Origin of the sequence: Oerskovia gallyi (assembly GCF_014836745.1) — a bacterium.
Classification (GTDB): Bacteria; Actinomycetota; Actinomycetes; order Actinomycetales; family Cellulomonadaceae; genus Oerskovia; species Oerskovia paurometabola.
The window spans coordinates 121,622-138,057 of sequence record NZ_JACSQE010000008.1; the positions used below are offsets into that span (position 1 = coordinate 121,622).

Sequence of the window (16,436 nt, forward strand, 5' to 3'; positions counted from 1 at the left end):
CCCCCCCCCCCCCCCCCGCTGCTCACGAACGCCCGCGTCGACCAGGACGGCAACGCCGCCCTCGCCCTGCGTGCGCTCGGTCGCCACGAGACCCTGACGTGGTTCGTGCCCGACCTGCTGGACACCTCGTCGACCGGCGACTCCTCGGTCGGGGCGGCTGCCCTGCCTCCCTGGGTCACGATCGTGCTCGTCCAGCTCCTGGTCGTCGCCCTGTTCGCGGCCCTCTGGCGCGGCCGCCGCCTCGGACCGCTCGTGACCGAGGACCTCCCGGTCGTCGTCCGCGCGTCCGAGACGACGCGTGGCCGCGGCCGCCTGTACCGCCGGTCCCGCTCCCGCGGGCACGCCGCGGCCGGCCTGCGCGCCCACGGCGCCGACCGCATGGCCTCGCGGCTGGGCCTGCCGCGGTCGGCAGCCGCGCCCGTGCTGATCGACGCGATCGTCCGCGCCACGCACCGCCCGGCCGAGCAGGTCGCGCACCTCTTGTACGGCCCACCACCCGCCGACGACGCAGCGCTGCTCGAGCTCGCGCGTCACCTTGACCAGTTGGAGAGCGAGGTCTTCCACCCGTGACGCACCACCCCGAGGGGTCGAACCCCTATCAGCAGCCCGCGGACCGCTACGCGCCGCCGCAGCCTGCACAGCCGGAGCAGCCCGTGCAGACGGCGCCGTCCTCCGCCCACCCCCACGGCCAGGCCGAGCCCCCGGCGCAGCCGCCCGCCTACGGCGCCCCCGTCGCGCACGCCGTCGCCGACGCACCCACCCAGGCTGCGCCGTCGGGTCCCTCGCACGAGCTCCGCGCGGCCCTCGCGGCCGTGCGGACGGAGGTCGGCAAGGCCGTCGTGGGCCAGGACGCCGCTGTGACGAGCCTGCTCATCGCGATGCTCTGCAAGGGCCACGTGCTGCTCGAGGGCGTGCCCGGTGTCGCCAAGACGCTGCTCGTGCGCACGCTCGCGGCCTCGCTCGACCTGGACACCAAGCGCGTCCAGTTCACGCCGGACCTCATGCCGGGCGACGTCACGGGCTCGCTCGTGTACGACGCACGCACGGCCGAGTTCTCGTTCCGCGAGGGCCCCGTCTTCACGAACCTGCTGCTCGCCGACGAGATCAACCGCACGCCCCCCAAGACCCAGGCCTCGCTGCTCGAGGCCATGGAGGAGCGCCAGGTCTCGGTCGACGGGACGCCGCGGATGCTGCCGGACCCGTTCCTCGTCATCGCGACGCAGAACCCCGTCGAGTACGAGGGCACCTACCCGCTGCCCGAGGCCCAGCTCGACCGCTTCCTGCTCAAGCTCGTCCTGCCGCTGCCCGAGCGCGACCAGGAGATCGAGGTCCTCGCGCGGCACGCCGCGGGCTTCAACCCGCGTGACCTCGCCGCCGCGGGCGTGCGCCCCGTCGCGGGCCGCGAGGTCCTGGACCGCGCGCGCGCCGAGGTCGCCCAGGTCCAGGTCTCGCGCGAGGTCCTCGGCTACGCCGTGGACCTGTGCCGCGCCACCCGCCACTCGCCCTCGCTGTCGCTCGGTGTCTCGCCCCGTGGTGCCACGGCGCTCCTCGCGACCTCGCGCGCGTGGGCGTGGCTGTCGGGTCGTGGGTACGTCACGCCCGACGACGTCAAGGCCCTGGCCCACCCGACGCTGCGCCACCGCGTCCAGCTCCGGCCCGAGGCCGAGCTCGAGGGCGTGACCGCCGAGAGCGTGCTCGACACGGTGCTGGCCTCCGTGCCGGTACCGCGCTGAGCGCCGGCAGCCTGAAGGGATGACATGGCTCTGACGTGGCGCGCGGTCGCGCTGGCGGCCCTGGGCGTGGTCGCCGTCCTCGTGGTGCCCTCGTACGGCACCGTGCTGCTCTGGGCGCTCGTCGTGGTGGCGCTGTGCGCGCTCGACGTGATGCTCGCGGCCTCGCCGCGCCAGGTAGCGGTCGAACGGCGCGTGCCCGGATCGGTGCGCCTCACGGGGCGCACGACGTCGCAGCTCGTCGTGACGAACCTGAGCGGACGGCGCCTGCGGGCCGTGGTGCGCGACGCGTGGGCTCCTTCCGCGGGCGCCCAGCGCAACCGTCACGCCGTGGACCTGCCCGCCGGGGAGTCGGCACGCCTGGTGACCACGCTCGTCCCGACGCGGCGCGGTGACCGCGCCGCGGGCGCGGTCAGGATCCGCTCGGCGGGCCCGCGCGGGCGCGCGGCCCGCCCGGGCTCGCTCGACGTCCCCGGACGGCTGCGAGTGCTCCCCGAGTTCGCCTCGCGCCGCCACCTGCCGAGCAGGCTCGCGCGGCTGCGCGAGATGGACGGCCGCTCGGCCGTCCAGGTGCGGGGCGAGGGGACGGAGTTCGACTCGCTGCGCGAGTACGTGATCGGCGACGACGTCCGCTCGATCGACTGGCGGGCCTCGGCCCGCCGCGCGGACATGGTCGTGCGGACCTGGCGCCCCGAGCGCGACCGCCGCGTCCTGATCGTGCTCGACACGTCCCGGACGTCCGCCGCGCGCATCGGTGACGAGCCGCGGCTCGACGCGAGCATCGAGGCGGCCCTGCTGCTCTCGGCCCTCGCGGGACGCGCGGGCGACCGCGTCGAGCTGTTCGCGTACGACCGCGGCGTGCGTGCCAGGGTCGCGGGGGCGGCCGGCCCCCGGCTCATGCCCGCGCTCGCGGACGCGCTCGCGCCGGTCCAGCCCGCGCTGCTCGAGACCGACTGGCCAGGGCTCGTGGGTTCGGTCCACCAGCGGCTCTCGCAGCGCGCGCTCGTCGTGCTGCTCACGACCCTCGACCCGGCCGCGGTCGAGACCGGCCTGCTCCCCGTGGTCGGGCAGCTGACGTCCACGCACCAGGTGGTCGTCGCCTCGGTCGCGGACCCCGAGGTCGCGGCCCTGCGTGCGGCACGGGACTCGAGCGCCGAGGTCTACGACGCCGCCGCCGCGGCGCGCGTCGAGCTCGAGCGCACCGCGGTCCGCACCGTGCTGTCCCGCAAGGGCGTCGAGGTCGTCGAAGGGCTGCCCGAGGAGCTCGCGCCCCGGCTCGCGGACACCTACCTCGCGCTCAAAGCGGCCGGACGCCTCTGACGCCGGGCGCCCTCACCGCACCGTCACACGGCCCGTCGAGATGCTCCCACCCCACCGCCTAGGCTGGAGGTGGAAACCCCCATCTCCCGAGGAGCACCACCGTGACCCGACCGGCCACCCCGCGCGACCGTGAAGCCCGCAACCGACGGGTCGCGATCATCGTGATCTTCGCGCTGTCCGCGACCTTCGTCATCCCGGCGCTCGGCTTCCTGATCTTCTGACCCGACCGGCCCGCGACGCCGCGCTGAAGGGGCGCCGCGCGGCAGGATGGTCCCATGACCGCCGACGGCCGCCACGGGCCGACCCTCAGCCTCGACGACCTCAACCGGGCGCTCCTGGCCCGTCAGCACCTGCTCGCCCCCGCGCCGTGGGCCCCCGTCGTCGAGGTGGACCACCTCGTGGGACTCCAGTCGCAGGCTCCGACGAGCCCCTACCCGGGGTTGTGGTCACGCCTCGACGGCTTCCGGACCGACGACCTCGCGGACAGGTTCCTGGACCGGTCGGTGACCCGCATCGCGGTCATGCGCGGCACGGTCCACCTCGTCACCGCCGACGACGCCCTCGAGCTCCCCGGTGCCCTGCGCCCTCTGCTCGAGTCCGGGGTGCGCACGGGCAGCGCGCACGCCAAGGCGCTCGTGGGCACGAACCTCGACGACGTCGCCTCGGCCGCGCGGGACCTCCTGACCGGGTCCCCCCTGACCTCGGGCGACCTGGGGCGACTGCTCGGCGAGCGCTGGCCCGACGTCCACCCTCAGCACCTGGCCTACACGGCCCGCTGCTTCCTCCCCCTCGTCCAGGTCACGCCCCGCGGGCTGTGGGGCGCGAACGGCCCTGGCACGACGACGACCTGGACCACGGCCGACGCCTGGTTCGGACGGCCGAGCCGCACGCTCCTCGACCCCGACGAACGCGCCGCTGCGCTCGTGCGCCTCGTCCGCCGCTATCTCGCGGCGTTCGGCCCCGCGACCGTCATGGACGCCCAGCGGTGGGCCGGGCTGACGGGCCTGCGCGACGCCGTCGGGCGGCTGCGGCCCGAGCTCGTGACCTTCACCGGGCCCGACGGGAAGGAGCACCTCGACCTGCCCGACGCCCCGCGCCCCGGTGCGCAGGCCCCCGCTCCCCTGGTGCTCGTGGCCGAGTTCGACAACCTGGTGCTGGGTCACGCGGACCGCGCGCGCGTCGTCGACGACGTCCGCCGCAAGGCCATCACGACCGTCAACGGTCAGGTGCCCGGGACGGTCCTCGTGGACGGCTACGTGGCCGCGACGTGGAAGGTGCGCCGCACCGGGACGCGCTCGGCCACGACGCCCGACGCCGTCGCGCACCTCGACGTCGTCCCGCTCGGGCACACGTTCACGCGCGCGCAGCGGGCCGCGCTCGACGCACGCGGCGGTGAGCTGCTGCGGTTCGTCGCACCCGAGGCGTCCGAGCACGTCGTCACCGTCGCGGGCACGTAGCGCGGCCTCGGCGGACCCGGACGGCTCAGGCCGCGACCGGTGCGACGTCCCCCGCGAGGTCGGCCGAGAGGTCGCCCGTCTCCCCCGCCAGCACGGCCCGGCGCCCGAGCACGATCGTGTACGCCCAGAACGCCCCGAGCGCGATCGCCCCGATGACGATCTTGAGCCACCACGCCATGCCCGACCCGGTGACGAACCCCTCGATCAGCCCCGAGACGGCCAGCACCACCACGAGCCCGATCACGACCGTGAAGAGCGAGCGCCCCTCTTCCGCGAGGGCGCGCAGGCGAGGGCGGGGCCCCGGGTCGACCATGGTCCAGAACAGACGCAGCCCTGCTGCCCCGGCCACGAAGATCGCGGTGAGCTCGAGCAGGCCGTGCGGGGCGATGAGCGTGAGGAAGGTGTCGAGCTCGCCGTAGGACGCCATCATGCCGCCCGTCGAGCCGACCGCCACGGCGTTCGAGAACAGCAGGTACGCCGTGAAGACCCCCGTGATCCCGAACGCGACGCACAGCGCGGCGAGCCACGCGTTGTTGGTCCAGACCACGGCGGCGAAGTCCACCCCGGGGTCGTAGTAGCTCGCGAACGCCTCGTCGACGTAGGCCTCGCGCTGGCTGGGCGTGCCCATCGAGGCGAGCGCGTCGGGGTTGGTGGCGACCCACCAGCCCGAGACCACGGCGACGAGCAGGAACAGGGTCATGACCGTCACGGTCCACCAGCGGATCCGGTAGAGCGCGGCAGGCACCGAGACGGTGGCCAGGCGCGTCACGTCGCGCCACGCGGGCTCGTGCGCGCCCGCGATACGGCCCCTCGCGCGTGCCAGAAGGTCGGAGAGCCGCGTGACGAGGACCGGGTCGGGTGCCGACGAGCGGATCGTCGACAGGTGCGTCGCGACCGACTGGTAGAGGCGGACGAGCTCGTCCGCCTCGGCGCCGTCGAGCGAGCGCTTCTTGGTCAGCTCGGCGAGCCGCGACCACTCGTCGCTGTGCACGGCGTTGAAGGCATCGAGGTCCACGCGGCTACCCTGCCACACCTTGCCCTACAGTGGGCCGGACCCCTCGTCGCGTCCCGGTCACCCCTCCGGGCGCGGCGACGACCCCGCGACCTGTGTCGACGACCCTGGAGGAGCACGCGTGCGAGACGGCATCCTGACCGGCGAGGGAGTGGTCCTCGACGCGCGGCCCGCGTCGTTCGTGACGCGCGCCCTGGGAGCCGTGATCGACCTGGTCGCGCTCGGGATCGTGATCCTGGTCGTCCTGTTCGCCGTGGCGGGGGCCGCGCTCAACGCGGTCAGCATCGACTTCGCCCCGGCGGTGTGGATCGTCCTCGTGGTCCTGATCATGGTCGGCATCCCCACGACGGTCGAGACCCTCTCGCGCGGCCGGTCGCTGGGCAAGCTCGCGACGGGCATCCGCGTCGTGCGCGACGACGGCGGCCCGGTCCGTTTCCGGCACGCCTTCATCCGTGCGCTCGTGGGCGTGGGCGAGCTGTGGATGACGTTCGGCTCGGTCGCCATCGTCGCGTCGCTGTCGAACGACAAGGGCAAGCGGGTCGGCGACATGCTGGCCGGTACCTACGCGATCCGCGTGCGCGGCGGGAAGCCGACGTACGCCGCCATCGCGATGCCGCCCTACCTCGCCGGCTGGGCCGCGCACGCCGACATGCGCCGGCTCCCGGACGGGCTGGCCCTCGCGGTCCGCCAGTTCCTGGGCCGCGCCACCCAGCTCAACCCCGCCTCGCGCGTGCGGATCGGCCAGGAGCTCGCCGGGCGGATCGAGCAGTACGTGGCCCCCGGCCCGCCGCCCGGGACCCCCGCCGAGGACTTCCTGTGCGCTGTCCTCGCCGAGCGGCGCAGCCGGGACTGGGTCAGCGCCCAGCGGGGACGGGTGCTCGCTCAGGAGCAGGGCGAGATGCTCCACCGCCTGCCGTACTCGGTGCCCGACCCCCGGACCTGACGGGCACGTTCCGCGCTCCCGCCCTGCGCGGCGACCCGCCCGCCCGGCCAGGAGCCCCCGCCTCGAACCGCCCGAAGGCCAGCACGAGCGCGCCGAGCACGAGCGCGGCCGCACCGAACCACAGGGGCCGGCTCGCCCACCAGTCGGCGCTCCACGACGCGGGCAGGGGCGTGCCGAGCCCCAGCAGGACCACGCCGAGCACGACGAACATCGCGGTCAGGTGCCACAGGTACAGCGTCATGGACCGCCCCGCGACCCACGCCACGAGGACCGCGCCGCGCCCCTGCGCCCAGCGCACGACGACGTCGCGCACCGCGAGCGCCACGCTCACCTGGAGGACCGCGTGGGTCACGGCGAGCGCGGTCGGCGGCCCGAGGTTGGAGATCGCGTCCCCCGGCATCCCGATGAGGCTCAGCGGGTAGGGACCGGCGACGACGAGGCCCGCCATGGCCGCGAGGGCGCCCGCGGCCACGACGGCGAGCGTGCGGCGGGAGGGCAGCGCGTCACGCCGCACGAGGTCGACGTAGACGATCCCCAGGACGTAGGGCACGGCCCAGCCGAGCAGCACGTTCGCGACGGCCACCTGCTCGACGCCCGCCGCGAAGCGCAGCACGTCGACGACGAAGGGTGCGGCGACGACGACGGCGACCGTGCGCCAGCCCCACGCCCGGTAGGCCCGAAGCAGGGCCGGGGTGACGGCGAGCAGCAGCAGGTACACCCCGAGGAACCACAGGAGCTGCGGCGCGATCCGGGCGACCTGCAGCACGGCCGTCTCCGGCACCCCTGCGACGACGAGCACGACGGCCGCCACGGCCCACGCACCGACGAACGCCGCGACCGGCTTCCAGATGCGCGGCATCCGGCGCCGCACGACGTCCCACCCCGCCGCCACGAGGCCCGGTGCGGCGAGGCCCGGTGCGGCGGGGCCCGGGCGCCAGAGCTGGTACGCGGCCGACGCCCCGGCCGCGAAGAACAGCAGGGGCAGGACCTGCAGGACCCACGTGAGGGTCCACGCGCCGCCGTGCGACAGGGCGTTGCCGATCCCGAGGCGTGCGCCGTCCCACGTGACCTCGGGCATGAGCCAGTGGACGCTCAGGACCGCGAGGGTCGCGAGCGCGCGCACGGCGTCGACGAACACGTCTCGACGCGCGGGAGCGCCGGCGCCTTCCCGACGGCGCGGCGCGGGCTCCCGGCGCCGGGCCGCGGAGGCCGCGACGACGGAGGGCGGGCCCGCGGGCCGCGACGGACGGGGCGCCCGGGTGGGGCGAGCGGGAAGACGAGGGACGTCGACGACGGCCACGGGATGCTCCTCGGGACGAAGGGAAGTGGTTCCCCACCAGTCTCGAAAATCCCGGTACGTCCCGGAATGGGAGACTCCCCCGAGGCCCCGGCGGCGGTCCGGTCACCCGCGCGGGGGATGTCCCCCGCAGGCACCACCGCGACTCGCTCAGTCCCGCAGGTACCTGAGCACCGCGAGCACCCGGCGGTGGTCCCCCGCGTCCTGCGGCAGGCCGAGCTTGCCGAAGATCGCCGTGACGTTCTTCTCCACGGCCCCGTAGGACAGGAACAGGTTCTCCGCGATCGCGGTGTTCGAGCGGCCCTGCGCCATGAGCTCGAGCACCTCGCGCTCGCGCGGCGTGAGGCGCGCCAGGCCGTCGTCCGAGCGTGAGGCTCCCATGAGCTGGCTCACGACCTCGGGGTCGAGCACCGTCTGCCCCGCGGCGATGCGCGTCAGGGCGTCGAGGAACTCGCTCACGTCCGCGACCCGGTCCTTGAGGAGGTAGCCCACGCCCTCGGCGCCGCCCGTGAGCAGCTCGCTCACGAACCGCGTCTCGACGTACTGCGAGAACAGCAGGACCCCCAGCCCCGGCGACGCCGCGCGCAGCGCGAGCGCAGCACGCAGGCCCTCGTCCGTGAACGACGGGGGCATGCGGATGTCGATGATGACGACGTCGGGCAGGTCGCCGAGGGCGGCGAGGCGGGCCACCTCCGCGACGAGCGCGTCGCCGTCGCCCACGGCCGCGACGACCTCGTGGCCTCGACGGGTGAGCAGGGCGACGAGCCCGTCGCGCAGGATGACGGAGTCCTCGGCGATCACGAGCCGCACGGTGGTACCTCTTCTGTGTCGATGGGTCGGCCCGGGCGCCTCGGTCGAGGCGTCCGGGCCGCTCCGCGGGTGGGGCCGGCTACACCCTGCTCGGCAGGACGACCGTGACCACGGTAGGCCCACCGACCGGGCTCACGAGGTCCAACGTGCCGTCGACCGAACGAACCCGCTCCTCGAGGCCCGCGAGCCCCGACCGGTGGCCGCGCGCGTCGGGTGTCGAGATGCGCGCGCCGCCCTGCCCGTCGTCGCGCACGCGCAGGCGCAGCCGCGACCCCAGCTCCTCGACGAGCACGTACACGCCCGTGGCGCGCGCGTGCTTGGCGGCGTTCGTCACGAGCTCGGCGACGCAGAAGTACGCGATGGTCTCGACGGCCGGCGACGGCGCGATGCCCGGGTCCACGTCGACCGTCACGGGCAGCGGGGACCGGGCCGCGAGCGTCTCGAGAGCGACCGCGAGGCCGTTGTCGAGCGCGGGCGGGTGGATGCCCCGGGCCAGCTCGCGCAGCTCGACGAGCGCCTCCTTGGTCGACGCGTGCGCGTTGTCGACGAGCTCGAGCGCCTCGGACGCGTCACCGCCCGCGGCGAGCTGCTCCTTGGCCTCACCGAGCTGCATCGCGACCGCGACGAGCCGAGCCTGGGTGCCGTCGTGCAGGTCCCGCTCGATGCGGCGCAGCTTGGCGTCCGCATCCTCGACGGTCTTGCCACGGGACTTCTCGAGGTCGGCCACGCGCAGGCTCGCCCGGGTGGGGCCCAGCAGGTTGACCGTCAGGAGACGGAAGAGCTGGGCGAACCCGCGCACGATCTGCGGCCACAGCCACCACAGCGCGACGCCCACGGCCGCGAGCGCCGACTGGCGCAGCGGGGTGTCGACGTACCAGTCGGGCCCCATCTGCGCGCCGCGGTGCCACGAGCCGTCGGCAGCCATCTGCGCGGGCAGGAACTGTGACCAGAACCAGTGCGTCGCGGCACCCAGCGAGACGAAGAAGAAGGTCACCGACGTGACGAAGGCGACGAGCGCCAGGAAGAAGCTCACGAACATGAACGTCATGGCCCGCCACCCGGGGCCGTCCGAGAGGTTCGACCAGAGCATGCGCCAGAACCCGCGGCGCTGCGTGTGCGGTGCGGGGGCCAGCACGTCCACCGACAGCATCGACCGCGCCATCGAGCGGTACATGCCGCCCCAGCCGCGCGCCCCGAGGACCAGGGCGCCCGAGACCACGAGGCCCACGACCGTCACGAGGATCCCCGCGGTGAAGCTCACGGTGAACATCACGTACGTGAACGCGAAGGGCGCGACGAGCAGCGACAGCCACAGGTAGCCGAACTCGCGCCAGGTCTGGCGCGAGAACGGCGCCGCCAGGAAGCCGACCGGCTCGCGCAGGTCCACGTAGCGGGGGTCGAGCCCGCCGGGGACGTGCCCGAGGTGGGACAGGTCGCCGGTGGGCGCGGCCGACGGGGTCTCGACGGACACGACCGGCTCGGCGGACGGCGCGTACCCGGGCGAGGGCACGCCGTCGGGTGCGGCGTCGCCGAGCGGCGGCTGGGGGGATGTCACAGCAGACATGGTGGCAGGACTCCTGGGTCTGGTTCGAGCGGTACCACCAGTCTTCCCGACCGGCGCCCGCACGCCCAGGGTGCGCTCCGCCGTCGTGCAGGGGGGATGTCCCCCGTCTCGTGGCGTGCTCAGCGCGCGACGGGGGTCCCGGCCTCCTCCTCGGCGGCCCCCTGCTGCCCGACGGCGCTGCCCGGCTCCCCCGGCCCGCTCACCGTCGCCGCGCCGCGCGCGGGCGCGGACACCACCTGGATCGCGATCACCAGGACGGCCGCGACCAGCGCGATGACCAGGATCGTGGTCCCGCTCGGGTAGCGCGAGAACACCAGGACGGCCAGCGCCCCCGCCAGGACGAGCGCGATCAGCGGCCAGCGCAACCTCGCGACCCAGATCTCGAACGGGTGCGGAGCGCGCCCGCTGTCGCCCGCGTGGCCACGGCTGGCGGCGCGGACCAGCCAGTTGAACCCGCCCCGCACCGCGACCGCAGACCGGCTGGGGCCCGTGAGGTAGGCGGCGAGCACGACGACCACGCCGAACGCGAACACGGCCCGCAGCGACGTGCGCAACGGGACCAGGACGGCGTCGATCAGGGCCGTCGCGGCCGAGGGTGACAGGACGTCCGACGGCACCGCGCTCAGGTACAGCGAGCGGCCTACCGTGATCCCGACCGCGAGGATCGCCATGGCGACGACGTACGCGACGCCCGCGAGGACCACGGCCCGGCGACGCCGCCCGCGCGGGGCCGCCCACACCGCACCGGCCGCGACCAGCAGCGAGAGCCACGGCAGGACGTTCGCGGCCGTGTTGAGGAACGCCACGGCCCGCTGGGCCTTGACCACGTCCTGCGACGTGAACAGCACGAACTGCGGGTCGATCGAGGGCAGGCTCTCGACGAACGTGAATCCTCGAGCGGAGAGCCGCTTGCTGACCTCGTCGATCATGGGACCGAGCGAGAGCGTGACCTGCCCGTTCGCGTCGGCGGTGATCGCGGTGTCCCCCTCCCCCGTGAGGACGGCGACCAGGTTCTTGTGCGCCTGGCGGTTCGCGACGATCCACAGCTCCTCGAACGTCGGCGACGTGACCATGCGGTCGACGGTCGAGCGCACGAACGACTCGCCCTGGCTCGCGAGGAGCGGGGCCAGGGCCTGCACCTGGGCAGGGACCTGCTCGACGTTCTGCGTGAGCGTCGCGAGGGCCTGCGCGGTGACGGTCTCGAGGTCGATCCGTTCGAGGATCGCGTCGGAGACCTGGGTGCTGATCTCCGCCTGGATCGCCGGGTCGGACCCCAGCGGCGTGACGGTCGCGACGTACTTGTCGGTGTCGAGGATCTCGGCACGCACGTACCGCGCGAGGACCGAGCCGAGCATCAGGACGCCCGCGAGGACCAGGAGCACCGCGACGGCCGTCCAGCGGAGCCACCCGCCGTGGTGTGCCGGTGCGGCGACGACCGCCCCGGCGGGCGGTGCGGCACGCTCGGCGCGCAGGCTCTGGACCTCCGCACGCAGCGCCTCGAGCTCCGCTCGTTCGGACTCGCTGATCGTGGGCTCGCTCGGGATCGTCGCCATCGTCTTCTCCTGTCAGCGCGCTGCTGGGACCATCCTTGCGCAGGAGTGCCGGAAGCGCTCAGGGTGACGGGCCGGACCGCCGGCGGTGACGCACCCGCCCGCCGCGCACGACGGGCCGACGACCCCGGGTGACCGCACGCGAGAGGCCGGGCTCCTCCCGGAACCCGGCCCTGCCCCGTCGGACCCCTTGCTCAGGGGCTCACGCGTCCGCTCAGTAGCGGTAGTGCTCCGGCTTGTACGGCCCCTCGACCGGGATGCCGAGGTAGTCCGCCTGGTTCTTCGAGAGCTCGGTCAGGCGAACGCCCAGCGCGTCGAGGTGCAGGCGCGCGACCTTCTCGTCGAGGACCTTGGGCAGGCGGTAGACCTGACGCTCGTACGTGCGCTCGTCCTCCGGGCGCTGGGCATCCTCGAAGAGCTCGATCTGGCCGATGACCTGGTTCGAGAACGAGTTGCTCATGACGAACGACGGGTGGCCCGTCGCGTTGCCCAGGTTCAGCAGGCGCCCCTCGGACAGGACGATGATCGAGCGCGCCTCCTCGCCGTCGCCCGCGGGGAACGTCCACTCGTGGACCTGCGGCTTGATCTCGGTGCGCGTGACGCCCGGGATCTGCGCGAGCCCCGCCATGTCGATCTCGTTGTCGAAGTGGCCGATGTTGCCCACGATCGCCTTGTTCTTCATCGCGGCCATGTGCTCGGCCGTGACCACGTCCTTGTTGCCCGTGGTCGTGATGAAGAAGTCGGCCTCGCCCAGGACGTCCTCGATGCGCGCGACCTGGTAGCCGTCCATCGCGGCCTGCAGCGCGCAGATCGGGTCCACCTCCGAGACGATGACGCGTGCGCCCTGGCCGCGGAACGCCTCGGCCGCCCCCTTGCCCACGTCGCCGTAGCCGGCGACGAACGCGACCTTGCCGCCCATGAGGACGTCCGTCGCACGGTTGATGCCGTCGGGCAGCGAGTGGCGGATGCCGTACTTGTTGTCGAACTTCGACTTGGTGACCGAGTCGTTGACGTTGATGGCCGGGAAGAGCAGCTCGCCCGACTCGGCGAGCTGGTACAGGCGGTGCACGCCCGTGGTCGTCTCCTCGGTCACGCCGAGCAGCTGCTCCGCGATGCCCGTCCAGCGCAGCGGGTCGGCCGCGAGCGCCCGACGCAGGACCGAGCGCACGACGTTCATCTCGTGCGTGTGGTCGGGCTCGCCCGGGAGCGTGTCCGGGGGGACCGTGCCGAGGCGCTCGTACTGCAGCCCCAGGTGGACGAGCATCGTCGCGTCGCCGCCGTCGTCGAGGATGAGGTTCGCGCCCTCGGCGCCGTTGCTCCCCGGCCACAGCAGGATCTGCTCGGTGCAGTCCCAGTACTCCTCGAGGCTCTCGCCCTTCCAGGCGAACACCGGGACGCCCTGCGGGTCCTCGGGCGTGCCGTGGGGGCCGACGACGATCGCCGCGGCGGCCTCGTCCTGCGTCGAGAAGATGTTGCAGCTCGCCCAGCGCACCTGCGCACCGAGCGCGACGAGCGTCTCGATGAGGACGGCCGTCTGGACGGTCATGTGGAGCGAGCCGGCGATGCGCGCGCCCGCGAGCGGCTGCGACGCGCCGAACTCGGCACGCAGCGCCATGAGTCCGGGCATCTCGTGCTCGGCGAGGCGGATCTGGTGGCGTCCCGCTTCCGCGAGGGACAGGTCACGGACCTTGTAACGGCCGGGGACCTCGTCGAAGGAGGCCTGGGCGGTGGGCGTGGCAGAAGACATGGTGCTCCGAACGACGGTTCTGACGGTGTCGTTCCAGACTACCGGGGGTGACTCTCGCAGCGCCGAGGGTGCCCATCGTGGAGGCCGAGGGGCCCGACGGCGTCGCTCGCCGTCGCCGTCGGCGTACCGGAGCATCACCCTCGGCAGGCGGCGCCGTCGCTCTCGGCAGGCGGGAGCGTCGCCGTGGGCCCTCGTCCCCGCCGGCAGTTCGCGCCCGCGCGCGATAGCAAAACTCCCTGACCACTTCAAGATCACGAAGCGATAACGATCCCGTGAATGGTCAAAACCGCGCGCTTTCAACGATTGCACGGTCAAGCATCTCCCTCGAAACCGCCATGCACACCGGCCACTCGGTAGCAATTCGTCCTGGGATCGGGCAGGGTGCTGGAGACAGATCGACCTGTCCGGGCTCGGCACCACGCCGGCCCACGACAGGTCAGCGCCCGTCGCGACTTGCGGCGGCCACCCTCCCGGGTGGCCCCCGGCGGCGGGCCTCGATCCGGTGGACCGTGACGCGCCTCGCGGCGCTGAGCGCACCGGGAGGTCGCTGCCAGGTCACCCTGGCGCCCTCCGCGGAGCGTTCCGGACCCGCCACGACACCTGGAAGGTGGCGAGACCCGCCAGCATGACCGCCAGCAGCACCAGCACGAGCACCGAGCCACCCACGAGCACCACCCCCGTCCTCATCCCGGTCGAGACCGAGCCCTTCCCCGGCGCCCACGGCGCCGACCCCCTGCCCGACGACCGGCCCGTGGCCGTGAGCGTCCGGGGCGTCTACAAGGTCTTCGGCCGCCGCCCGCAGGAGGCGGTCCGCCGCCTGAAGGACGGCGCGAGCCGCGCCGACGTCAAGCCCCTGGGCACGGCCGCTGTCATCGACGCGAGCTTCGACGTCAAGCAGGGCGAGATCTTCGTCGTCATGGGCCTGTCCGGCTCGGGCAAGTCGACGCTCATCCGCATGCTCAACGGCCTGTGGAAGCCCACGGCGGGCCATGTCCTGCTGGGCGACGACGACCTCGCGACCGTGAACGCCAAGGAGCTGCGCGCCCTGCGCCGCAGCCGCGTGAGCATGGTCTTCCAGCACTTCGCGCTCCTGCCCCACCGCACGGTCCTGGACAACGCGGCGTACCCGCTCGAGATCCAGGGCATGGGCAAGGCCGAGCGCCGCGAGAAGGCGCAGCAGGCCCTCGACCTCGTCGGCCTGGGCGGCTGGCAGGACTCGCTGCCGTCACAGCTCTCCGGCGGCATGCGCCAGCGCGTGGGACTCGCCCGGGCACTCGCCGCCGACACCGACGTGCTGCTCATGGACGAGGCGTTCTCCGCGCTCGACCCGCTCATCCGCCGCGAGATGCAGGAGCAGCTCCTCGATCTCCAGCAGACCCTGGGCAAGACCATCATCTTCATCACGCACGACCTCAACGAGGCCATGCACCTGGGCGACCGCATCGCCGTCATGCGCGACGGCCGCACGGTCCAGATCGGCACGGCCGAGGAGATCCTGTCGGACCCCGCGAACGACTACGTCGCGCAGTTCGTCGCCGACGTCGACCGCACGCGCGTCCTGACGGCCGCCTCGGTCATGGTCCGCCCCACGGCCGTCGTGCCGCTCGGTGGCGGCCCCCGTGTCGCGAGCCGCACCATGCGCGAGGCGCAGGTGTCGGCGGCCTACGTCGTCGACCGGCAGCGCGTCCTGCGCGGCGTCGTCCGTGACGACCACGCGGTCGCCCTGCTCAAGTCGAGCGGTGACCACACGACGAGCATCGAGTCGATCGTGCACGACGGCGTCGCTCCCGTGAGCGTCGACACCCCCCTCGCCGAGCTCTTCGCGCCCGCGGCCGAGTCCCCCCTGCCCGTCGCCGTGACGGACGACAAGAACCGCCTGGTCGGCGTCATCCCGCGCGTGACCCTCCTCGAGGCCATGGTGCCGCCCACGCTCGACGACCCCGACGCCGTCGGCCCCGACGAGGACACGGACGACCCGCCCACCGGCGCAGCCGAGGGCGTGACCGCCCCGCACGACGCCGCCACGACGGAAGGAGCGGACGCATGAGCACCACCGACACGTTCGTCCCCCGCCTGCCCCTCGGTGACTGGGTCGACCTCTTCGTCGCCTGGCTCATCGCCTCGTTCAAGCCGTTCTTCGCGGTCGTCAAGGACGTCCTGCTGTCCTGCTACGACGCGCTCGCGCTGGTCCTCCAGGGCCCGCCCTTCGTCGTCGTCGCGCTCGTCCTGGCCGCCCTGGCGTTCTTCGCCAAGGGCTGGAAGCTCGCCGTCACGACCCTCGTCGGCTTCGTCGTCATCGCGAGCGTCGACCAGTGGGACAACGCGATGGCGACCCTCGCCCTGGTGCTCGTCGCCAGCGTGATCGCTCTCGCCATCGGCATCCCGCTGGGCATCTGGGCCGCCCGGAACGACAAGGTCTCACGCGTCGTGCGCCCCGTGCTCGACTTCATGCAGACCATGCCAGGCTTCGTCTACCTCATCCCCATGGTCATGATCTTCCTCACGGGCGCGGTCCCCGGCATCGTCGCGACCGTGGTGTTCGCCCTCGCCCCTGGCGTCCGCTTCACCGAGCTGGGCATCCGCCAGGTGGACTCGGAGGTCGTCGAGGCCGGCCACGCGTTCGGTTCCACGCCCGGGCGCATCCTGCGCCAGATCCAGCTGCCGCTCGCCATGCCGACCATCATGGCCGGCGTCAACCAGGTCATCATGCTCTCGCTCTCGATGGTCGTGCTCGCCGGCCTGGTCGGAGCAGGCGGGCTCGGAGGCGACGTCGTCGCGGCCCTCCAGCGCATCAACATCTCGCTCGGCTTCGAGGCCGGCCTGTCCGTGGTGATCCTCGCGGTCTTCCTCGACCGCGTGACCTCGGCGCTCAGCACCCGTTCTCCCGTCGCCAAGGCCCTCGCGGCCACCGCGGTCTGAGGCGCTGCGGCCGGACGGCACCTGCCGCCCGGCCCACGCCGTCCAGCGCACCCGCACTCCTGCGCACCACCACCAACCCAGGCTCGA

At 73.6% G+C, this 16,436-nt stretch carries 12 protein-coding genes and 1 pseudogene; 7 read left to right on the plus strand and 6 right to left on the minus strand.

Annotated features, from left to right (window positions below; translation table 11 throughout):
• The 4 genes and pseudogenes from H9640_RS19160 to H9640_RS11495 all read left to right on the plus strand — a co-directional run.
• Positions 1-570, plus strand: a pseudogene (locus tag H9640_RS19160) (DUF4350 domain-containing protein); the annotation flags it as partial.
• 83 nt (positions 571-653) lie between these two features.
• Positions 654-1,733 carry an AAA family ATPase gene (locus tag H9640_RS11485; RefSeq protein WP_191790912.1) on the plus strand — a complete coding sequence of 360 codons (1,080 nt, stop codon included), beginning with the start codon at positions 654-656 and terminating at the stop codon, positions 1,731-1,733.
• A 24-nt stretch (positions 1,734-1,757) separates the two neighbouring features.
• Positions 1,758-3,050, plus strand: coding sequence for a DUF58 domain-containing protein (locus H9640_RS11490; RefSeq protein WP_191790834.1), 1,293 nt, complete (start codon positions 1,758-1,760; stop codon positions 3,048-3,050).
• A gap of 275 nt (positions 3,051-3,325) precedes the next feature.
• Positions 3,326-4,507: a winged helix DNA-binding domain-containing protein gene (locus H9640_RS11495; protein ID WP_191790835.1), complete on the plus strand. Its 1,182-nt coding sequence runs from the start codon at positions 3,326-3,328 to the stop codon at positions 4,505-4,507.
• Between the two features lie 25 nt (positions 4,508-4,532).
• On the opposite strand, the gene H9640_RS11500 is transcribed toward H9640_RS11495, so the two are convergent.
• Positions 4,533-5,522 (minus strand): stage II sporulation protein M, encoded by a 990-nt coding sequence (locus H9640_RS11500; RefSeq protein ID WP_191790836.1) that lies wholly within the window; start codon positions 5,520-5,522, stop codon positions 4,533-4,535.
• Positions 5,523-5,640: 118 nt separating this feature from the next.
• Here H9640_RS11500 and H9640_RS11505 point away from each other — a divergent pair, with 118 nt between their 5' ends.
• On the plus strand, positions 5,641-6,462 hold the full coding sequence (locus H9640_RS11505; protein WP_191790837.1) for an RDD family protein: 822 nt from the start codon (positions 5,641-5,643) through the stop codon (positions 6,460-6,462).
• Here the strand turns inward: H9640_RS11505 and H9640_RS11510 are convergent.
• The 5 genes from H9640_RS11510 to ahcY form a co-directional block, all read right to left on the minus strand.
• Positions 6,374-7,762: an acyltransferase family protein gene (locus H9640_RS11510; protein ID WP_191790838.1), complete on the minus strand. Its 1,389-nt coding sequence runs from the start codon at positions 7,760-7,762 to the stop codon at positions 6,374-6,376. The genes H9640_RS11505 and H9640_RS11510 overlap by 89 nt on opposite strands.
• A 147-nt stretch (positions 7,763-7,909) precedes the next feature.
• Positions 7,910-8,569 (minus strand): response regulator transcription factor, encoded by a 660-nt coding sequence (locus tag H9640_RS11515; protein WP_191790839.1) that lies wholly within the window; start codon positions 8,567-8,569, stop codon positions 7,910-7,912.
• Positions 8,570-8,648: 79 nt separating this feature from the next.
• Positions 8,649-10,124 carry a sensor histidine kinase gene (locus H9640_RS11520; protein ID WP_318243753.1) on the minus strand — a complete coding sequence of 492 codons (1,476 nt, stop codon included), beginning with the start codon at positions 10,122-10,124 and terminating at the stop codon, positions 8,649-8,651.
• A 128-nt stretch (positions 10,125-10,252) separates the two neighbouring features.
• Positions 10,253-11,686, minus strand: a complete 1,434-nt coding sequence (locus H9640_RS11525) for a hypothetical protein (protein ID WP_191790841.1) — start codon at positions 11,684-11,686, stop codon at positions 10,253-10,255.
• A gap of 211 nt (positions 11,687-11,897) precedes the next feature.
• Entirely contained in the window at positions 11,898-13,430 is a 1,533-nt protein-coding gene (ahcY, locus tag H9640_RS11530; protein WP_191790842.1) for an adenosylhomocysteinase, read from the minus strand.
• A 625-nt stretch (positions 13,431-14,055) separates the two neighbouring features.
• Here ahcY and H9640_RS11535 point away from each other — a divergent pair.
• Positions 14,056-15,477 carry a quaternary amine ABC transporter ATP-binding protein gene (locus H9640_RS11535; protein ID WP_191790843.1) on the plus strand — a complete coding sequence of 474 codons (1,422 nt, stop codon included), beginning with the start codon at positions 14,056-14,058 and terminating at the stop codon, positions 15,475-15,477.
• Positions 15,474-16,349 carry an ABC transporter permease gene (locus H9640_RS11540; protein WP_191790844.1) on the plus strand — a complete coding sequence of 292 codons (876 nt, stop codon included), beginning with the start codon at positions 15,474-15,476 and terminating at the stop codon, positions 16,347-16,349. The genes H9640_RS11535 and H9640_RS11540 overlap by 4 nt, the downstream gene beginning before the upstream one ends.
• Positions 16,350-16,436: the final 87 nt, after the last annotated feature.

What these genes read in the sequence shown, in the direction of transcription:
- H9640_RS11495 (WP_191790835.1), top strand. Translation starts at nt 3,326, where the DNA reads ATGACCGCCGACGGCCGCCACGGGCCGACCCTCAGCCTCGACGACCTC.
- ahcY (WP_191790842.1), bottom strand. Translation starts at nt 13,430, where the DNA reads ATGTCTTCTGCCACGCCCACCGCCCAGGCCTCCTTCGACGAGGTCCCC.
- H9640_RS11535 (WP_191790843.1), top strand. Translation starts at nt 14,056, where the DNA reads ATGACCGCCAGCAGCACCAGCACGAGCACCGAGCCACCCACGAGCACC.
- H9640_RS11525 (WP_191790841.1), bottom strand. Translation starts at nt 11,686, where the DNA reads ATGGCGACGATCCCGAGCGAGCCCACGATCAGCGAGTCCGAACGAGCG.
- H9640_RS11490 (WP_191790834.1), top strand. Translation starts at nt 1,758, where the DNA reads ATGGCTCTGACGTGGCGCGCGGTCGCGCTGGCGGCCCTGGGCGTGGTC.
- H9640_RS11540 (WP_191790844.1), top strand. Translation starts at nt 15,474, where the DNA reads ATGAGCACCACCGACACGTTCGTCCCCCGCCTGCCCCTCGGTGACTGG.